Here is a 16,563-nt window from a genome sequence, read left to right on the forward strand (position 1 = left end):
TCAGCATCCCTATAGCTAAATTATATGGCATTTATGCAGTTAAGGTCATATCTTCTGCCAAAAGAATGTAAAAATCATAATCAGAAGTTAATTAACTAATCTTAAACGAAGTGGGAAGCAAGAAAAGATAGGTCATTGATATCCGTGGACGGCACGGCAAAAAACGTGACGCGGGCATCGCATTGCAAAATACGTTATGCCGAGTGTTAAGGCTTAACCCAGCTTAATAAGGAAGAGGTATGAAATCGGGCCGTTTTATTGGCGTTATGTCCGGGACCAGCCTTGATGGCGTGGATGTTGTACTGGCGGCAATTGATGAAACCATGGTTGCGCAACAGGCAAGTCTCACCTGGCCCATTCCCGTTCATCTGAAAAAAGGCATTCTCGATATTTGCCAGGGACAACCGCTTACGCTCTCGCAACTCGGCCAGCTGGATACCCAGTTAGGCCGGCTTTTTGCACAGGCGGTTAATGCGCTGTTAGCGCAACAACGTTTGCAGCCGCGGGATATCGTCGCCATTGGTTGTCATGGGCAAACGGTCTGGCATGAGCCGACCGGCGAGGCCCCGCATACGCTGCAAATTGGCGATAATAATCACATCGTCGCCCATACGGGGATTACAGTGGTCGGCGATTTTCGGCGGCGGGATATTGCGCTGGGCGGACAAGGCGCGCCGCTGGTGCCCGCTTTCCATCACGCGCTGTTGGGACATCCGACGGAAAAACGTATGGTCCTGAATATCGGCGGCATCGCCAATTTATCTCTGCTTTTCCCCGGACAGGCGGTGCGCGGGTACGACACGGGGCCGGGTAATATGTTGATGGATGCGTGGATTTGGCGACAATGCGCGCAGCCCTACGACAAAGATGCGGCATGGGCGAAAGAAGGTCAGGTTATTCTTCCCTTGCTGCAAAAGATGTTGCGCGATCCGTACTTTGCTGCGTCGGCGCCCAAAAGTACAGGACGCGAATATTTCAACTATGGCTGGTTAGAACGTCATCTTACGGCTTTCCCTGGTGCAGACGCGCGCGATGTGCAGGCCACGCTGGCTGAGCTGACGGCAGTCTCCATCGCCCAACAGGTGCTGCTCAATGGCGGCTGCGAGCGGCTGATGGTCTGTGGCGGCGGAAGCCGGAATCCGTTAGTGATGGCCCGTCTGGCGGCGTTGTTGCCCGGTATCGAGGTTTCGACCACCGATAAGGCGGGGATTAGCGGCGATGATATGGAAGCGCTGGCCTTTGCCTGGCTTGCCTGGCGAACGCTCGCGGGCCTGCCGGGAAATTTACCTTCCGTGACGGGGGCTACAGAAGCCAGTGTTTTAGGCGCTATTTACCCGGCTAACCCAATAACTCAGAGTTAACTGAATTTTTCCCGGACTCTATATCGGTAAACTAGCAAGGTCAGGAAGGGGCGTTTGCCCTTCCAGAAGCAGGAGAGCTTTCGGGATATGCCTATGAAAAAGATCGCAATAATGTGTTTACCTGTGCTGCTGACCGGCTGTAGCGTTTATCAACAATTTGTTGAACGTATGCAAACGGATACGCTGGAATACCAGTGTGATGAGAAGCCGCTTACCGTTAAAGTCAATAACCCGCGTGAAGAGGTCAGTTTTGTTTATGACAATAAGCTGCTGACCCTGAAGCAAGGAATCTCGGCCTCGGGCGCGCGTTATACCGACGGGATTTATGTTTTCTGGTCGCAAGGCGAGAGCGCCACGGTCTATAAACGAGACAGAATTGTGCTTAATAACTGTCAGTTACAAAATCCGAAGCGTTGAGATTTTCAGTATGGGGGCGCACAATAGCGCCACCCACTGATTATTTCTGATCAACGCCATGTCTGATAACGACCAATTGCAGCAGATCGCGCATCTGCGCCGTGAATACACGAAAGGCGGCTTGCGTCGCCGCGATTTACCCGCTGAACCGTTAACCTTATTTGAGCGCTGGCTTGGGCAAGCGTGCGACGCCAGACTGGCCGATCCGACGGCAATGGTCGTGGCGACCGTAGATGACAAGGGGCAACCGTACCAGCGTATTGTATTGCTCAAGCATTATGATGAAAAAGGCCTGGTCTTTTATACCAACCTGGGAAGCCGCAAGGCGCATCAGATTGAGCACAATCCGCGTATCAGCCTGTTATTTCCCTGGCATATGCTTGAACGCCAGGTGATGGTGACAGGCAAAGCCGAGCGTCTCTCCACACTTGAGGTGGTGAGGTATTTCCACAGCCGTCCGCGCGACAGCCAGATCGGCGCATGGGTTTCTAAACAATCCAGCCGCATTTCCGCGCGCGGTATCCTCGAAAGCAAATTCCTGGAGCTCAAGCAGAAGTTTCAACAGGGCGAAGTGCCGTTACCCAGCTTCTGGGGTGGTTTTCGCGTGAGTATCGAACAGATGGAGTTCTGGCAGGGCGGCGAACATCGTCTGCACGATCGCTTTTTATACCAACGCGACGACGGCGCATGGAAAATCGACCGTCTTGCGCCCTAAAGATGCAAAAATCTTGTTTTAAGCACTGGTGCGGATGAATCCGCCGTTTTATGCTATGTCTCTTTCGCGTCTGGCGAAAAGTCGTGTACCGGCAAAGGTGCAGTCGTTTTATACATGGAGATTTTGATGGCAAGCAGTAACTTGATTAAACAATTGCAAGAGCGGGGGCTGGTAGCCCAGGTGACGGACGAAGACGCGTTGGCAGAGCGACTGGCGCAAGGCCCGATCGCGCTCTATTGCGGCTTCGATCCTACCGCTGACAGCTTGCATTTGGGGCATCTGGTTCCATTGTTATGCCTGAAACGCTTCCAGCAGGCAGGGCACAAACCTGTTGCGCTGGTAGGCGGCGCGACCGGTCTGATTGGCGACCCGAGCTTCAAAGCCGCCGAGCGTAAACTGAACACTGAAGAGACCGTTCAGGAGTGGGTGGCGAAAATTCGTAAACAGGTTGCCCCATTCCTGGACTTTGATTGCGGCGAAAACTCCGCCATCGCGGCCAATAACTATGACTGGTTCGGCAGCATGAATGTGCTGACTTTCCTGCGCGATATCGGTAAACATTTTTCCGTTAATCAGATGATCAACAAAGAAGCGGTGAAGCAGCGTCTGAACCGTGACGATCAGGGTATCTCTTTCACGGAGTTCTCTTATAACCTGCTACAGGGGTACGACTTCGCTTGTCTGAATAAACTGCACGGCGTTGCCTTACAGATTGGCGGTTCTGACCAGTGGGGGAACATCACTTCCGGTATCGACCTGACCCGTCGCCTGCACCAGAATCAGGTATTTGGTTTGACCGTTCCGCTGATCACCAAAGCTGACGGCACGAAATTCGGTAAAACCGAAGGCGGCGCTGTCTGGCTGGATCCGAAGAAAACCAGTCCGTACAAATTCTACCAGTTCTGGATTAACACCGCAGATGCCGATGTTTATCGCTTCCTGAAATTCTTCACTTTTATGGACATTGAAGAGATCAATGCCCTGGAAGAAGAAGATAAAAACAGCGGGAAAGCGCCGCGCGCGCAGTATGTGCTGGCCGAGCAGGTGACGCGCCTGGTTCATGGTGAAGAGGGGCTGGTCGCGGCGAAACGGATCACTGAATGTCTGTTCAGCGGTTCACTGAGCGCGCTGAGCGAAGCTGACTTTGAGCAGTTGGCGCAGGACGGCGTACCGATGGTTGAAATGGAAAAAGGCGCCGACCTGATGCAGGCGCTGGTAGACGCCGAGCTCCAGCCGTCACGTGGTCAGGCGCGTAAGACTATCGCCTCCAACGCTGTCACTATCAATGGTGAAAAACAATCCGATCCTGAATACATCTTTAACGATGAGGACCGTCTGTTTGGCCGCTATACCTTATTACGTCGCGGCAAAAAGAACTATTGTCTGATTTGCTGGAAATAAGGCATTAAGTAACAGGGAGTGAGAAATCACTCCCTTATTTTTGATGTTCAGGTAAAAAAATGAAGAATATCCTCGCTATCCAGTCCCATGTTGTTTTCGGACATGCGGGCAACAGCGCCGCCGAATTTCCCATGCGCCGTCTTGGCGCGAATGTTTGGCCGCTGAATACCGTTCAGTTTTCTAACCACACGCAATATGGTAAATGGACCGGCTGTGTCATGCCGCCCAGCCATCTGACTGAGATTGTCCAGGGGATTGCGGACATTGGCCAGTTAGCGCACTGCGACGCCGTACTTAGCGGTTACCTGGGATCTGCCGAGCAGGGAGAACACATTCTCGGTATTGTGCGCCAGGTTAAAGCGGCAAATCCGCAGGCAAAATATTTCTGCGATCCCGTGATGGGGCATCCGGAAAAGGGCTGTATCGTGGCGCCTGGCGTCGCAGAGTTCCATGTGCGTTATGCGCTACCCGCCAGCGATATTATCGCGCCTAACCTGATTGAACTGGAAATTCTCAGCAAACATAGCGTGAATAGTGTGGATGACGCCGTGCAGGCGGCGCGCGAACTGATTGCTCAGGGGCCAGAAATTGTACTGGTAAAACATCTCGCCCGCGCCGGTTACAGTTCAGAACGCTTTGAAATGCTGCTGGTGACAGCGCAGGAAGCCTGGCATATTAGCCGTCCGCTGGTGGATTTCGGCTCACGTCAGCCGGTTGGCGTTGGCGATGTCACCAGTGGTTTATTGCTGGTCAAACTTTTGCAGGGCGCGACGTTGCAGCAGGCGCTGGAGCACGTTACGGCGGCAGTCTATGAGATTATGATCGCCACCAAAACGATGCAGGAGTACGAACTGCAGGTCGTGGCGGCCCAGGACAGGATCGCTAACCCTGAACATTACTTTAGCGCAACGCGGCTGTAATTATTGCTGCTAAAAAGAGGCCGGATGGCGGTACAGCGAGCTATCCGGCAACATGACATTAATTCAGTCCTTCCGCTTTAAGCGCTGCCGCAACGGTCGGTCTTTTTGCGACACGCTGCATATAACTTTCAATATGCGTTAACCCGTCCATATTCAGTTTTACGCCATAGGCCCAACGCAATACGGTAAACAGATAAGCGTCTGCAATGGTAAAACGCTGGCCGCAAATCCACTGGTCGTCTGAAAGCGACTCATCCACATACTGCAATTTCTTTTCCAGACCGGCGCGAACGGCGGGTTTAAGTGTTTCCGGCGTGTCAGGGCGGAACAGAGGGGTAAAGCCTTTATGCAGTTCCGTTGCAATATAGTTGAGCCATTCCAGCGTATGATAGCGAGCAAGACTACTTACCGGCGCCAGAAGCTGGCGGTCGGGAACGCTGTCGGCGAGATACTGCATAATGGCGACGCCTTCAGTCAACAGTGTGCCGTCATCCAGCAGCAGAGCCGGAACCTGTCCTTTAGGGTTGACTGCCAGGTAATCATCACCATTTTCCAGGCGTTTTTTTGCGAGATCGACGCCATCAAGCGTAAAGTCTTTGCCAATTTCGCGCAGGGTAATATGGGAAGCAAGAGAGCAGGCACCCGGTTTGTAGAACAGTTTCATCGGTAACTCCTTTTTGCTGAGGTTTAAAGTATGGTAGTGCGGGGACGAGCAAAAAAAAAGCCGCTAACGCACAGTTAGCGGCCTGAATGTTGTTTCCCGGAAAATTAAACTGTAGCGGCTTTAGAGCCTTTTTCAGCGGTATCATCGTCCTGGGTCATACGGTTCAGCTTAGGCGCTGTCAGCAGCATCAGGACGGCGATAACGGCGGTTGCTATGCCAATCTGCATAAATACGCGACCATAGACTTCCAGGGACATCAGCGGGTCAGTCACGTCGCTCGGCACAGCCATCAGGTTGGCGACATAACCGCCGATGATGTTAGCGCCTGCCGTTGTCAGGAACCAGCTACCCATGATGAAACCCATCAGACGCTGCGGAACCAACTGTGCGACCATTGCCAGTCCCAGACCGGAGATCATCAGCTCACCGATACTTTGCAGGCCGTAGCTCGCGATCAGCCAGTTTACGGATACGATGCCGGCATCGTTCGCAAATTTGGCGCCCAGCGGCAGAATCAGGAACGCGCCGGAACACAGCACCATACCAATGGCGAATTTCATCGGCATCGGCAGCGTATCGCCCATCCTGTTATAGATAGCGGCCAGAATCGGGCTGCCGATAATGATCCAGAATGGGTTCAGCGCCTGATACTGTTCCGGTTCGAACGCGATACCGAGAATAGAGTGCTCGACGTTACGAATGGCAAAGAAGTTCAGCGACGTCGGCATCTGGCTGTACAGTACGAAGAAGATAATCGCCTGCAGCATCAAAATAAAGGCGACGATCATTTTACGGCGAGCCGCGCCGTGCATGGAAAACGCTTCTTTACCGAAGATAATGACGATGCCAAGAGCGATTACGCCCAGCACCATACGCGCGATATCCTGGTTGTGCAGCAGCCAGGTGGCGACCGCAATCAGAACGACAATACCCACGATTGTCAGCAGCAGATTACGGAAGTTGATCGGTTCAAAGTCGGGTTTGGAACCGTAGCTTTTCACCCAGCGCTGGCAGAAAGCAAAGTTAACGACGGTTATCAGCATACCGACGACGCTAAGCGCAAACGCGGTGCTCCAGCCATAACGCGCCGCCAGCCACGGCGTCGCCAGCATAGAGAAGAAGGAGCCGATGTTGACGGACATATAATACATCGTAAATGCGCCGTCGAGACGCGGATCGTCCTTCGCGTAACAGGTAGACAGCAGGGAAGACGGGTTAGCTTTAAACAGACCGTTACCCACAGCGATAGCCGCCATGCCCATATAGACGATGCCAGCGTCATGACCAGACCATGCGACCAGCGCATAACCGATAGCCAGCACCACGGCACCCAGCATAATAACGCGTTTGGTGCCCAGAATTTTATCACCTAACCAACCGCCAATGGCGACCAGGCCGTACACCAGCGCACTGAAGGAAGAGAAAAGGGTGATGGAATCCGCTTCTGACATACCCAGTTGTTTTACCAGGTAGACGGCCATAATGCCTTGCAGGCCGTAATAACCAAAACGCTCCCATAACTCTATCGAGAAGATGAGATAGAACGCCTTCGGTTGTTTGAAAGCGTTCAAACTGACGCTTTCAGTTGGTTTTTTGTTTGCAGTAGACACTTTTACCTCTTTTTACGCCCCGTATTAACAGGGATTGTCTGGCGCGTGATGAGTCAGACTCATCCGTCCGATTGTTATATTGGAGGGGAAACGGCAGGTAATGTTCACTATCTTTCCTCTCCAGACAAGAGCTTTGTAATAATCTGTTACATATAACTCTTCTGGTTGAATCGTCCGATGTCAGAAATGTTATCCAGCGTTAAATTTCTTCATTTGAAGAATGGCAGATTTTTACACTGCAAAAAGGCCATTGGTTTGGGTGAAAGGCGATATCTTCTGCTATTTAAGGTGAAAAGCAGTGATATAGGCCATTATCTGAAAAAATGGCAGAGTAATATTTTGTAGTGAAAACAGGGCGTCAGTCTATCCGGTTGTAAATGTAACCTTAGATGTCATTAAATTTCACATGAAGTTATCAAAGTGATCCTGATCACGGATAGATAGAAATTTTTGCGATTAAAAAAATGATTAACCTGACGTGGAGGGAAAACGAAAGCACATTACATCAGAAAAAGGACAGAGACTGGAATGATTGATGGCTAAAATAGATCCAGGCCGCAGGTGGGAGCGCGCTGGCGTGACGGACGCGCTCCGGGCATATCAAATATCGACTTTTTCTTTGTATTCGCAAAGGTCTTCAATGAGGCAGGAGCCGCAGCGGGGTTTTCGGGCGATACAGGTATAGCGGCCATGCAAAATTAACCAGTGATGGCAGTCCACTTTGAACTCATTCGGCACCACTTTCAGTAATTTCTCTTCTACCTGCTCGACATTTTTACCCGGTGCGAACTGTGTTCGGTTGCATACACGAAATATATGCGTATCAACGGCGATGGTCGGCCAGCCGAAGGCGGTATTTAGCACCACGTTAGCGGTTTTACGCCCCACGCCGGGAAGCGCTTCCAGCGCCGCCCGATCCTCCGGCACTTCGCCATTATGCTTGTCCAGTAAAATACGGCAGGTCTTAATCACGTTTTCCGCTTTACTGTTAAATAAACCGATGGTTTTGATATAGGATTTCACGCCTTCTACGCCCAGTTCCAGCATCGCGGCTGGCGTATTGGCGACCGGGTAAAGTTTGGCGGTAGCCTTGTTCACGCTGACGTCGGTTGCTTGCGCGGAAAGCAACACGGCAATCAGCAACTCAAACGGCGACGTGAAATTGAGTTCCGTTGTGGGGTGCGGATTGTTGTCGCGCAGGCGCGTCAGAATTTCCAGCCTTTTTGCTTTGTTCATCAGACTTTCCCTGTTTCACCTGCCGGAACAGCGGAAGGCGCGGTTTCGGCGCGGCGTTTCTTCATTTTTTCATCAATAAGATATTTTACCGCCAGCATGAGCCCCAGGCCGATAAACGCGCCTGGCGGCAGCATCGCCAGCAGGAAAGGCGAGTCGGTGTGAAATATCTCGACCCGTAATACTTTTGCCCAGCCTCCCAGCAGGCTATCCGCGCCATCGAAAAGCGTACCATTCCCGAGGATCTCGCGCAGCGAACCCAGCACGAACATCGCGCCTGTCGCGCCCATGCCGATGGAAAAACCGTCCAACGCGGAAAGCCACGGTCCTTTTTTCGCGGCAAACGCTTCGGCGCGACCGACAACAATGCAGTTCGTTACAATCAGCGGAATAAAAATCCCTAAAGACTGATATAAACCGAACGCATACGCATTGATCAGCATCTGTACTGCGCTTACCACCGAGGCAATGATCATAACGTAAATCGGGATACGGATTTCTGCCGGCGTCCAGCGACGTAGTGCGGATACCGTAAGGTTGGTCAGCGTTAATACCAGCGTTGTGGCCAGACCCAGCCCCAGAGCGTTGGTTGCCGTAGACGTCACCGCCAGTAAAGGGCACAGGCCAAGTAGCTGCACCAGAGCAGAGTTATTTTTCCATAACCCCTGAACAACAATGTCTTTTATTTCGCTCATGGCTATTCTCCACAGGCGGTTAAATGGGGGAGCTGAGCGGGCAGTGATTCGGCGTACAGCCCGGCGCGTTTAACCGCATTCACCACGGCGCGCGGCGTTATTGTCGCCCCGGTAAATTGATCAAAATCACCGCCATCTTTTTTCACCGCCCAGTGCGTATCATTTTCACCGCTGATGGTTTTACCGCTAAAGTGGGTAATCCAGTCAGACAAACGGCGCTCAATTTTATCACCTAACCCTGGCGTCTCATGATGTTCCGTCACGCGCGTCCCCAGGACGGTACCGTTGAAATCTGCACCAACAATAAGCTGGATAGCGCCGGAATAGCCATCTGGCGCGGTGGCCTCAATGATGGCTGCTACGGGTTTATCATCCTTGCGAGCGATAAAAACACGATGTGTGCCTTTGCCGAGGGCGGGCGCATCGACCAGATAACAGCTATCTTGCAGATTATTATTGTAACGATCTGGCGGCAATACCTGATCGAACAGGGCATGCTGTTGTTGCAGCGCTTGTTCGTGGATGGTTGATTTTGTCATCTGATTAATCACCGCAGTCAATCCCGTAGAACCTGCGGCAAAAAGCGCCAGCGTAATACCGTGTTTACGAATCGTTTTCAGCATGGTTTATCCTTTGCGATGTCCATAGACGCGGGGGCGCGTGTAGTAGTCGATCAGAGGAACCGTGATATTCGCCAACAGGACAGCAAAAGCAACGCCGTCCGGATAGCCGCCGAAGCTACGAATCAGCCACACTAATACCCCAGCCAGCGCGCCGAAAATTAAACGTCCACGGTTGGTCGTGGAGGCGGTAACCGGATCCGTCAAGATAAAAAATGCGCCCAGCATGGTGGCGCCTGACAGCAGATGAAGCTGCGGCGAGGCCAGCGTAGCGGGCGAAAAAAGCCAACCTAACGCGGCGCATAGCGCCAGCGTCAGTAGAAAACTGACCGGGATATGCCAGCGGATAGCTTTTTGCCACAGCAGGAATACGCCGCCGACAAGCCAGGCGAGGTTAACCCACTGCCAGCCCACGCCGGCCAGAGCGCCGCTGTATATCGGGTACTGCATAATTTGCTCAACGGAGTGCCCGGCGCGCAAGGACGTTTTAAACGTATCCAGCGGCGTCGCCTGGCTGATACCGTCAATACCAATACGTAGCAGTGTCATATCGCCGCCGCTGGCGGTATGCCCGGTAAAAATCATCCGCAACGTGTCCAGCATATCGGGCGTTGTTGCGGCTATTTCATAAGGCGGCAACCAGCTTGTCATTTGCACCGGAAAGGAGATTAAGAGCACCACGTAACCGATCATTGCCGGATTAAAGGGGTTTTGTCCCAGCCCGCCATATAACTGTTTAGCGATAATAATGGCGAATCCGGTTCCCAGCACGACCATCCACCAGGGCGCGAGCGGAGGGATGCTGACCGCCAGCAAAAGCCCCGTCAATAACGCGGAATAATCCTGTAGGTGACTGGCGACCGGTTGTTTGCGCAGTCTAAGGACAATGGCTTCCGCGACGAGCGCCGTGATGGCAGCCAGAACGATCTGGAAAAGCGTTCCCCAACCAAAAAACCACGTCTGCGCGGCAATCCCCGGCAGAGCGGCGATTAATACCAGCAACATGATTCGCGATGTCTGGCGCTGGTTATGGGTATAAGGCGAGCTTGCGATTCTGAATACCATTTAATCCTCGTTAACTACCTGCTGCTGTGCTGCTTTTTTTGCCTGAACGCGGGCGATCGCCGCAGCAACCGCGGCTTTACGCGGGTCGGCCGGTTCGACAGGTTCGCTTCCGGCCTGCTGCTCCTGCTTGCTGGCTTTGGCGCGGGCGATGGCCGCTTCCACTGCGGCTTTGCGCGGATCGACCGGTTCGGCAGGTTCGCTTCCGGCCTGCTGCTCCTGCTTACGGGCTTTGGCGCGGGCGATAGCCGCTTCCACTGCGGCTTTACGCGGATCGACCGGTTCGGCAGGTTCGCTTCCGGCCTGCTGCTCCTGCTTGCGGGCTTTGGCGCGGGCGATAGCCGCCTCCACCGCGGCTTTGCGCGGATCGACCGCTTTGGCAGGTTCGCTTCCGGCCTGCTGCTCCTGCTTACGGGCTTTGGCGCGAGCGATAGCCGCCTCCACCGCGGCTTTACGCGGATCGACCGGTTCGGCAGGTTCGCTTCCGGCCTGCTGCTCCTGCTTACGGGCTTTGGCGCGGGCGATGGCTGCCTCCACTGCAGCTTTACGCGGGTCGTCGCCGGGTATCGCGCTGTCAGCCATCGGATGAGTGGCTTGTTTAGCGCGCGCTTGCGCTTTACGCGCTTCACGGGCCGCGATGACGGCGCTATTGTCTGGCAGACTACCCGCCTGAATAACCACCGGTTGCGTGGCCTGCGCCTGTTTCTCTTTTACCCGCGCCAGCGCAGCGGCAATGGCATCCTGATCTTTTGCCGCTGGTTGTACCGCTGCGCTCTTGTGACGTGCAAGGCGGGCGGCTTTTTCGCGCTCCAGTCTTGCCTGACGAGCCTCAAAACGTGCTTTGGCTTCGGCGGCGCGTTTTTCTTCAAGCCTGATCGCATTAATCTCCGCTTTTTCCTGACGGAAATATTGGACGAGCGGAATATTACTGGGGCAGACCCAGGCGCAGGCGCCGCATTCTATACAATCAGCAATATGGTGAGCGGTAGCCTTGTCATGCTGCTGCCCTTTGCTGAACCAATAAAGCTGCTGCGGTAAAAGGTCGGCAGGGCAAGCGTCAGCGCAAGCGCTGCAACGAATACAGCTTTTCTCTTCCTGAGGCGCTCCCATTTCAGTCACGGATGGCGCCAGCAGGCAGTTGGTGATTTTTACGACCGGTACGTCAAGCCAGGGAAGGGTGAATCCCATCAACGGGCCGCCCATGATGACCATCTGGTCAGCAGAAGGGCAGAACCCGGCATCGTTAAGCAAATGACGAACGGGAGTGCCGAGCCGCGCCCAGACGTTACCCGGGCGGCTTACCGCGTCACCCGTTAAGGTGACGACGCGTTCTGTGATCGGTTCGCCGTCAATCACGGCGCGTTTAACGGCATACGCCGTACCGACGTTTTGCATCAGCACGCCAATATCAGAGGAGCGCCCGCCGTGGGGAACCTGTTTTCCCGTCAGTATTTGGGTGAGCTGTTTTGCGCCGCCGGAAGGGTATTTGGTTGGGATCACACGTAACGAAATATCGTGGGCGTCAGCCAGTACGGCACGCAGCATGGAAATAGCCTGCGGTTTGTTATCTTCAATGCCGATTAAAACCTCACGCGGTTGCAGAATATGCGCCAAGATGCGAATACCTTCCACAATCTGCGCGGCGCAGTCCTGCATCAGACGATCGTCCGCCGTAATGTAAGGTTCGCACTCTGCGGCATTGATAATAAGCGTGGTGATTTTATCGCCGCCGCCCTGCAATTTAACGCCGGTGGGAAACCCTGCGCCGCCAAGCCCGGCAACGCCATACTGATGAATGCGTTCAATGAGCGCTTCACGGCTGTGGGCGCGGTAATCAGACCAGCCCTCGCGTTCAATCCAGCGGTCTTCGCCGTCGGCATCAATGATGACGCTTAACTCCGCCAGCGCCGAAGGATGTGCCGTCGAGTGGGGGGCAATAGCGATAACCGTCCCGGAGGTGGGCGCGTGTACCGGCAGCATTCTCCCACGTCCACGGGTAAGCGCCTGGCCGCGTAGCACGCGATCGCCGACGCTAACGCACAGCTCGCCCTCAGCGCCAATGTGCTGTTTTAAAGGGATAACAAAGCGCGGCGCTAAAGGCACCTGGCGCAGCGGCGTGCCGTTTGACTGGGTCTTCATCTCGGGCGGATGAATACCACCGTCGAAATCCCAGATTTTATCTTTTCTGAAAGCGGAAAATAGTTTAAGCATGTTGTTCCACGGGAATGATGCGAACGGGAATGGTGTTCAAATCCCATTTCCAACTGTCGGGCGTCTCATTCACCGGACGTAATTCGATGCAGTGCGTCGGACACGGATCGACGCACAGATTACAGCCAGTACAGAGATCGCTCATGACCGTGTGCATGGCGCGCGTTGCGCCAACGATGGCGTCAACCGGGCAGGCCTGAATGCATTTTGTGCAGCCAATGCAGTTATTTTCATCAATAACTGCCAGCATACGTACTGGCGCGGCCTGCTGTTCTTCACCATCGCATGGTTGCGGCTCTACGTTTAGCAGCTCTGCCATTTTCAGCATGACGGCTTCGCCGCCGGGCGCGCAACGATTGATTTTCTCGCCCTGGAGACCCACGGCTTCGGCGTAGGGGCGGCAGCCGGGATAGCCGCACTGACCACACTGGCTCTGCGGCAAAATCGCATCGATTTTTTCAACAACCGGATCATCTTCAACCGCGAATCGGCGGGAGGCATAACCCAGAATGGCGCCGAACACCAGGCCCAGAAGGGTCAGGGCGCCAACGGCAATCCAGATAGTATTCATTACAACTTCACCAAACCACTAAAGCCCATAAAGGCCAAAGACATTAATCCTGCGGTAATCAATGCTATCGCGTTACCACGAAAAGGGGCGGGCACATCCGCCACGGCAAGGCGTTCGCGGATGGCGGCGAACAGAACCATCACTAATGAAAAACCGACGGCGGCGGAAAATCCGTACAGCGCCGACTGAAGAAAGTGATGACCGAGATTAATATTCAGTAACGCTACGCCCAGAACCGCACAGTTAGTGGTAATCAGTGGTAAGAAGATGCCTAACAAGCGGTATAACGCCGGGCTGGTTTTCCGTACAACCATTTCGGTAAATTGCACGACCACAGCAATGACGAGGATAAAGGCCAGCGTCCGCAGATAAATCAGATCCAGCGGAATAAGTATCCAGGTGTCGATAAGCCAGGCGCATATCGACGCCAGCGTCATGACAAAGGTCGTCGCGAGGCCCATCCCCATGGCGGTTTCCAGTTTTTTGGATACGCCCATAAAGGGACAAAGGCCCAGGAATTTGACCAGTACAAAGTTATTGACCAGTACAGTTCCGACAAAGAGCAGCAGGTAATCAGTCATGTTTCGGCCTGAAATAAAAAAGCCGCCTATTATCTGTCAAACTACCACAGGCGACAACAGGTTAACTGTAGGGTTATTACGGATTAACAAACGTTGTTTTAACGCGCGCTGAACGTTTGAGATAAGGCACAATGAGCGCCGTCGCCAACAGTGGGAAGAGTAACTGACGCACGGCAAAGGCATCTGAGACGGGCGAAAAGGCAAATGCTTTAACCGCCAGTAACACCGACACCAGCAGCCAGATAATGTAATGCTTCGGCACGCAGCGTCTGCGCTTGAAGAATGCGATCGTCAACCACAGGGTATAGTACCACATGGCGATAGCGGTAATAAATGAAATGCCCCATAGCAGTAAATTACCGGTTTCCTGTCCGCTAAGCGTCTTGAACGTTTGCGGTGTGGCAAGCGCCATAACGTAGAGTAATAACGCCAGCGAGGCGCTCAACAACGCGACTAACAGCCAGGCTAACGGGCCAAGAAGCCAGCCTCCAATTCGTTGTGGCGGTGTTGTAGTCATATCTTCTCCGGGGTTACGCGCATTAACGGCCATGCCGCTCATTTTGGGGCAAATATTATAAGGTTTTTGATGTTAAACGCTACTTTCTTTATTGCACATAGCGCCAGACGGATTGCGGAACCTGACCTACATCAAACAGGCGTCCTCCGGAAACCAGTTCGGCACGGCGGTGATCTGCAGCGCGATACATATTAACAATGTCCATGTCATCAGTAAGGGTATAGTTAAGGTGGTCGAACAGTTTTTCCAGACTTTCGAGCGAACTAATTTTGCGGAATTTTAATAGATAATCCTGAACAGTCATATAAAGTTGATCCATATTTAATATAATGCCAACGGAGTAGTCACTGATAAAAAATAAACAAAACCGCACCAGTGAGAGGTCAGGGGTGCAGGTAAAAAGGGAATATTCTTACCGGTAAAGAGTCAGGCGCCACAGGGCGCCTGGGGCGAAAGGTTAACGCGCTTTCCTACAACAGGCAATAAACGTCAGACCAGATAGGACATATTTCGTTTTTTTTGCCGGTTTTTGACTTTCTTTGCACGCCCCGGGGCGCCGCTGACCGTACCACGCGAAAATGCCTTTACATTATCTGACGCTTACTTCTTCTGAACGGAAGCCGTGGGCTCTGGTGGTTGGTAATTGTCAATATGGTTGGCAATACCTAAAAGAATGACTGAGATAACGAGAACTATCCACCCAGTTAATTCAATAAGACGATTCATTATTGACGACATTTGCTTTGATTTATCCATAAACACAGGGGGTAAATGTTACTTTCCTGGCGAACGGTCGGCAAGAGGGAAGCAAACGATTTCAGCCTCTGTTCTGTAACAAGTTAATCATTTGATGCTACGTTGATGGTCAGGACGCTATTGCGGCTAATCGCACGATGGTGTGGAATAGCGATATCTAAAACCGGAGGCAGTGAGATGAATGACAAAATCCGCGTTGGGTTAATCGGTTATGGCTACGCCAGTAAAACCTTTCATGCGCCCTTAATTATGGGAACGCCAGGGCTAGAGCTTGCGGCGGTATCCAGCAGCGATGAAACAAAAGTGAAAGCAGATTGGCCGGCGGTTTCCGTGGTCTCTGAGCCCCGACATTTATTTAACGATCCGCATATCGACCTGATCGTGATCCCAACGCCCAACGATACCCATTTCCCGCTGGCGAAAGCTGCGCTGGAAGCCGGTAAGCATGTGGTGGTTGATAAACCCTTTACCGTGACACTGTCACAGGCGCGAGAATTGGATGCGCTTGCGCGGAGCACTGGCCGGGTGCTTTCCGTCTTCCACAACCGACGCTGGGACAGCGATTTTTTGACGCTGAAAGCCTTGTTGGCGGATGGCGTGCTCGGCGAGGTGTCCTTGTTTGAATCCCACTTTGATCGCTTCCGTCCCCAGGTGCGCGACCGCTGGCGCGAGCAAGGCGGGCCGGGAAGTGGTATCTGGTACGATCTGGCACCGCACTTGTTGGATCAGGCCATTCAACTTTTTGGCCTGCCGGTCAGCATGACGGTGGATTTAGCGCAGCTGCGTCCGGGTGCGCAATCTACAGATTATTTCCACGCGATTTTATCCTACCCCCAGCGCCGCGTGATTTTGCACGGTACGATGCTGGCCGCGGCGGAATCCGCGCGATACATCGTTCATGGTTCGCGCGGTAGCTATGTAAAATATGGCCTCGATCCCCAGGAAGAACGGTTAAAAAACGGCGAGCGTTTACCGCAGGAAGACTGGGGATACGACATGCGTGACGGCGTATTGACCCTGGTTGAGGGAGAGACGCGCAAAGAAGAGAACTGGCTTACGTTGCCGGGTAACTATCCGGCATATTATGCCGCCATCCGCGATGCGTTAAACGGTAACGGTGAAAATCCCGTGCCGGCAAGCCAGGCGATTCAAATTATGGAGTTGATTGAACTGGGCATGGAATCGGCAAAACATCGCGCGACGCTGTGTCTTGCCTGAGATGTCGCATT

At 53.2% G+C, this 16,563-nt stretch carries 18 protein-coding genes; 6 read left to right on the top strand and 12 right to left on the bottom strand.

All coding sequences use genetic code 11. The features are described 5' to 3' along the window. The first annotated feature begins 239 nt into the window (after positions 1 to 239). From anmK to pdxY, 5 genes are all read left to right on the top strand, one after another. Positions 240 to 1,361 carry an anhydro-N-acetylmuramic acid kinase gene (gene anmK / locus NA624_RS02010; RefSeq protein WP_000835021.1) on the top strand — a complete coding sequence of 374 codons (1,122 nt, stop codon included), beginning with the start codon at positions 240 to 242 and terminating at the stop codon, positions 1,359 to 1,361. 87 nt (positions 1,362 to 1,448) lie between these two features. Continuing rightward, positions 1,449 to 1,778 (top strand): C-type lysozyme inhibitor, encoded by a 330-nt coding sequence (gene mliC, locus NA624_RS02015; protein WP_001132086.1) that lies wholly within the window; start codon positions 1,449 to 1,451, stop codon positions 1,776 to 1,778. A gap of 58 nt (positions 1,779 to 1,836) precedes the next feature. Beyond that, a complete protein-coding gene (pdxH, locus tag NA624_RS02020; protein ID WP_001282334.1) occupies positions 1,837 to 2,493 on the top strand; it encodes a pyridoxamine 5'-phosphate oxidase in 657 nt (218 codons plus the stop codon). 126 nt (positions 2,494 to 2,619) lie between these two features. Continuing rightward, positions 2,620 to 3,894 (top strand): tyrosine--tRNA ligase, encoded by a 1,275-nt coding sequence (gene tyrS / locus NA624_RS02025; RefSeq protein WP_000168626.1) that lies wholly within the window; start codon positions 2,620 to 2,622, stop codon positions 3,892 to 3,894. A gap of 59 nt (positions 3,895 to 3,953) precedes the next feature. Continuing rightward, positions 3,954 to 4,814: a pyridoxal kinase PdxY gene (gene pdxY / locus NA624_RS02030; protein WP_000789740.1), complete on the top strand. Its 861-nt coding sequence runs from the start codon at positions 3,954 to 3,956 to the stop codon at positions 4,812 to 4,814. Positions 4,815 to 4,872: 58 nt separating this feature from the next. Here the strand turns inward: pdxY and gstA are convergent, their stop codons facing one another. The 12 genes from gstA to blr form a co-directional block, all read right to left on the bottom strand. Further along, complete coding sequence (gene gstA / locus NA624_RS02035; protein ID WP_000765727.1) at positions 4,873 to 5,478, bottom strand: glutathione transferase GstA; 606 nt, start codon at positions 5,476 to 5,478, stop codon at positions 4,873 to 4,875. Positions 5,479 to 5,582: 104 nt separating this feature from the next. After that, on the bottom strand, positions 5,583 to 7,088 hold the full coding sequence (dtpA, locus tag NA624_RS02040) for a dipeptide/tripeptide permease DtpA (protein ID WP_000100911.1): 1,506 nt from the start codon (positions 7,086 to 7,088) through the stop codon (positions 5,583 to 5,585). A gap of 600 nt (positions 7,089 to 7,688) precedes the next feature. Next, a complete protein-coding gene (nth, locus tag NA624_RS02045) occupies positions 7,689 to 8,324 on the bottom strand; it encodes an endonuclease III (RefSeq protein ID WP_001030318.1) in 636 nt (211 codons plus the stop codon). Beyond that, the gene (locus NA624_RS02050; protein WP_001289628.1) at positions 8,324 to 9,016 is read right to left on the bottom strand and encodes an electron transport complex subunit E; all 693 of its coding nucleotides are present in this window, start codon (positions 9,014 to 9,016) and stop codon (positions 8,324 to 8,326) included. Before NA624_RS02050 ends, nth begins: the two co-directional genes overlap by 1 nt. A gap of 2 nt (positions 9,017 to 9,018) precedes the next feature. Next, positions 9,019 to 9,639 carry an electron transport complex subunit RsxG gene (gene rsxG / locus NA624_RS02055; protein WP_000920817.1) on the bottom strand — a complete coding sequence of 207 codons (621 nt, stop codon included), beginning with the start codon at positions 9,637 to 9,639 and terminating at the stop codon, positions 9,019 to 9,021. Positions 9,640 to 9,642: 3 nt separating this feature from the next. Next, positions 9,643 to 10,701: an electron transport complex subunit RsxD gene (gene rsxD / locus NA624_RS02060; RefSeq protein WP_000231885.1), complete on the bottom strand. Its 1,059-nt coding sequence runs from the start codon at positions 10,699 to 10,701 to the stop codon at positions 9,643 to 9,645. Further along, positions 10,702 to 12,909, bottom strand: a complete 2,208-nt coding sequence (rsxC, locus tag NA624_RS02065) for an electron transport complex subunit RsxC (RefSeq protein WP_000915619.1) — start codon at positions 12,907 to 12,909, stop codon at positions 10,702 to 10,704. Further along, positions 12,902 to 13,480: an electron transport complex subunit RsxB gene (gene rsxB, locus NA624_RS02070; protein WP_001092600.1), complete on the bottom strand. Its 579-nt coding sequence runs from the start codon at positions 13,478 to 13,480 to the stop codon at positions 12,902 to 12,904. The genes rsxC and rsxB overlap by 8 nt, the downstream gene beginning before the upstream one ends. After that, positions 13,480 to 14,061, bottom strand: a complete 582-nt coding sequence (gene rsxA, locus NA624_RS02075) for an electron transport complex subunit RsxA (RefSeq protein ID WP_000133179.1) — start codon at positions 14,059 to 14,061, stop codon at positions 13,480 to 13,482. Before rsxA ends, rsxB begins: the two co-directional genes overlap by 1 nt. Before the next feature lie 76 nt (positions 14,062 to 14,137). Beyond that, the gene (locus tag NA624_RS02080; protein ID WP_000214061.1) at positions 14,138 to 14,578 is read right to left on the bottom strand and encodes a DUF2569 domain-containing protein; all 441 of its coding nucleotides are present in this window, start codon (positions 14,576 to 14,578) and stop codon (positions 14,138 to 14,140) included. Between the two features lie 88 nt (positions 14,579 to 14,666). Beyond that, the gene (ydgT, locus tag NA624_RS02085; RefSeq protein ID WP_000217946.1) at positions 14,667 to 14,882 is read right to left on the bottom strand and encodes a transcription modulator YdgT; all 216 of its coding nucleotides are present in this window, start codon (positions 14,880 to 14,882) and stop codon (positions 14,667 to 14,669) included. A gap of 296 nt (positions 14,883 to 15,178) precedes the next feature. Next, a complete protein-coding gene (blr, locus tag NA624_RS02090; protein WP_001708800.1) occupies positions 15,179 to 15,304 on the bottom strand; it encodes a division septum protein Blr in 126 nt (41 codons plus the stop codon). Positions 15,305 to 15,511: 207 nt separating this feature from the next. Here blr and NA624_RS02095 point away from each other — a divergent pair, with 207 nt between their 5' ends. Further along, complete coding sequence (locus tag NA624_RS02095; protein WP_000998242.1) at positions 15,512 to 16,552, top strand: oxidoreductase; 1,041 nt, start codon at positions 15,512 to 15,514, stop codon at positions 16,550 to 16,552. Positions 16,553 to 16,563: the final 11 nt, after the last annotated feature.

The organism is Salmonella sp. NW38, assembly GCF_051807745.1.
Classification (GTDB): Bacteria; Pseudomonadota; Gammaproteobacteria; order Enterobacterales; family Enterobacteriaceae; genus Salmonella; species Salmonella enterica.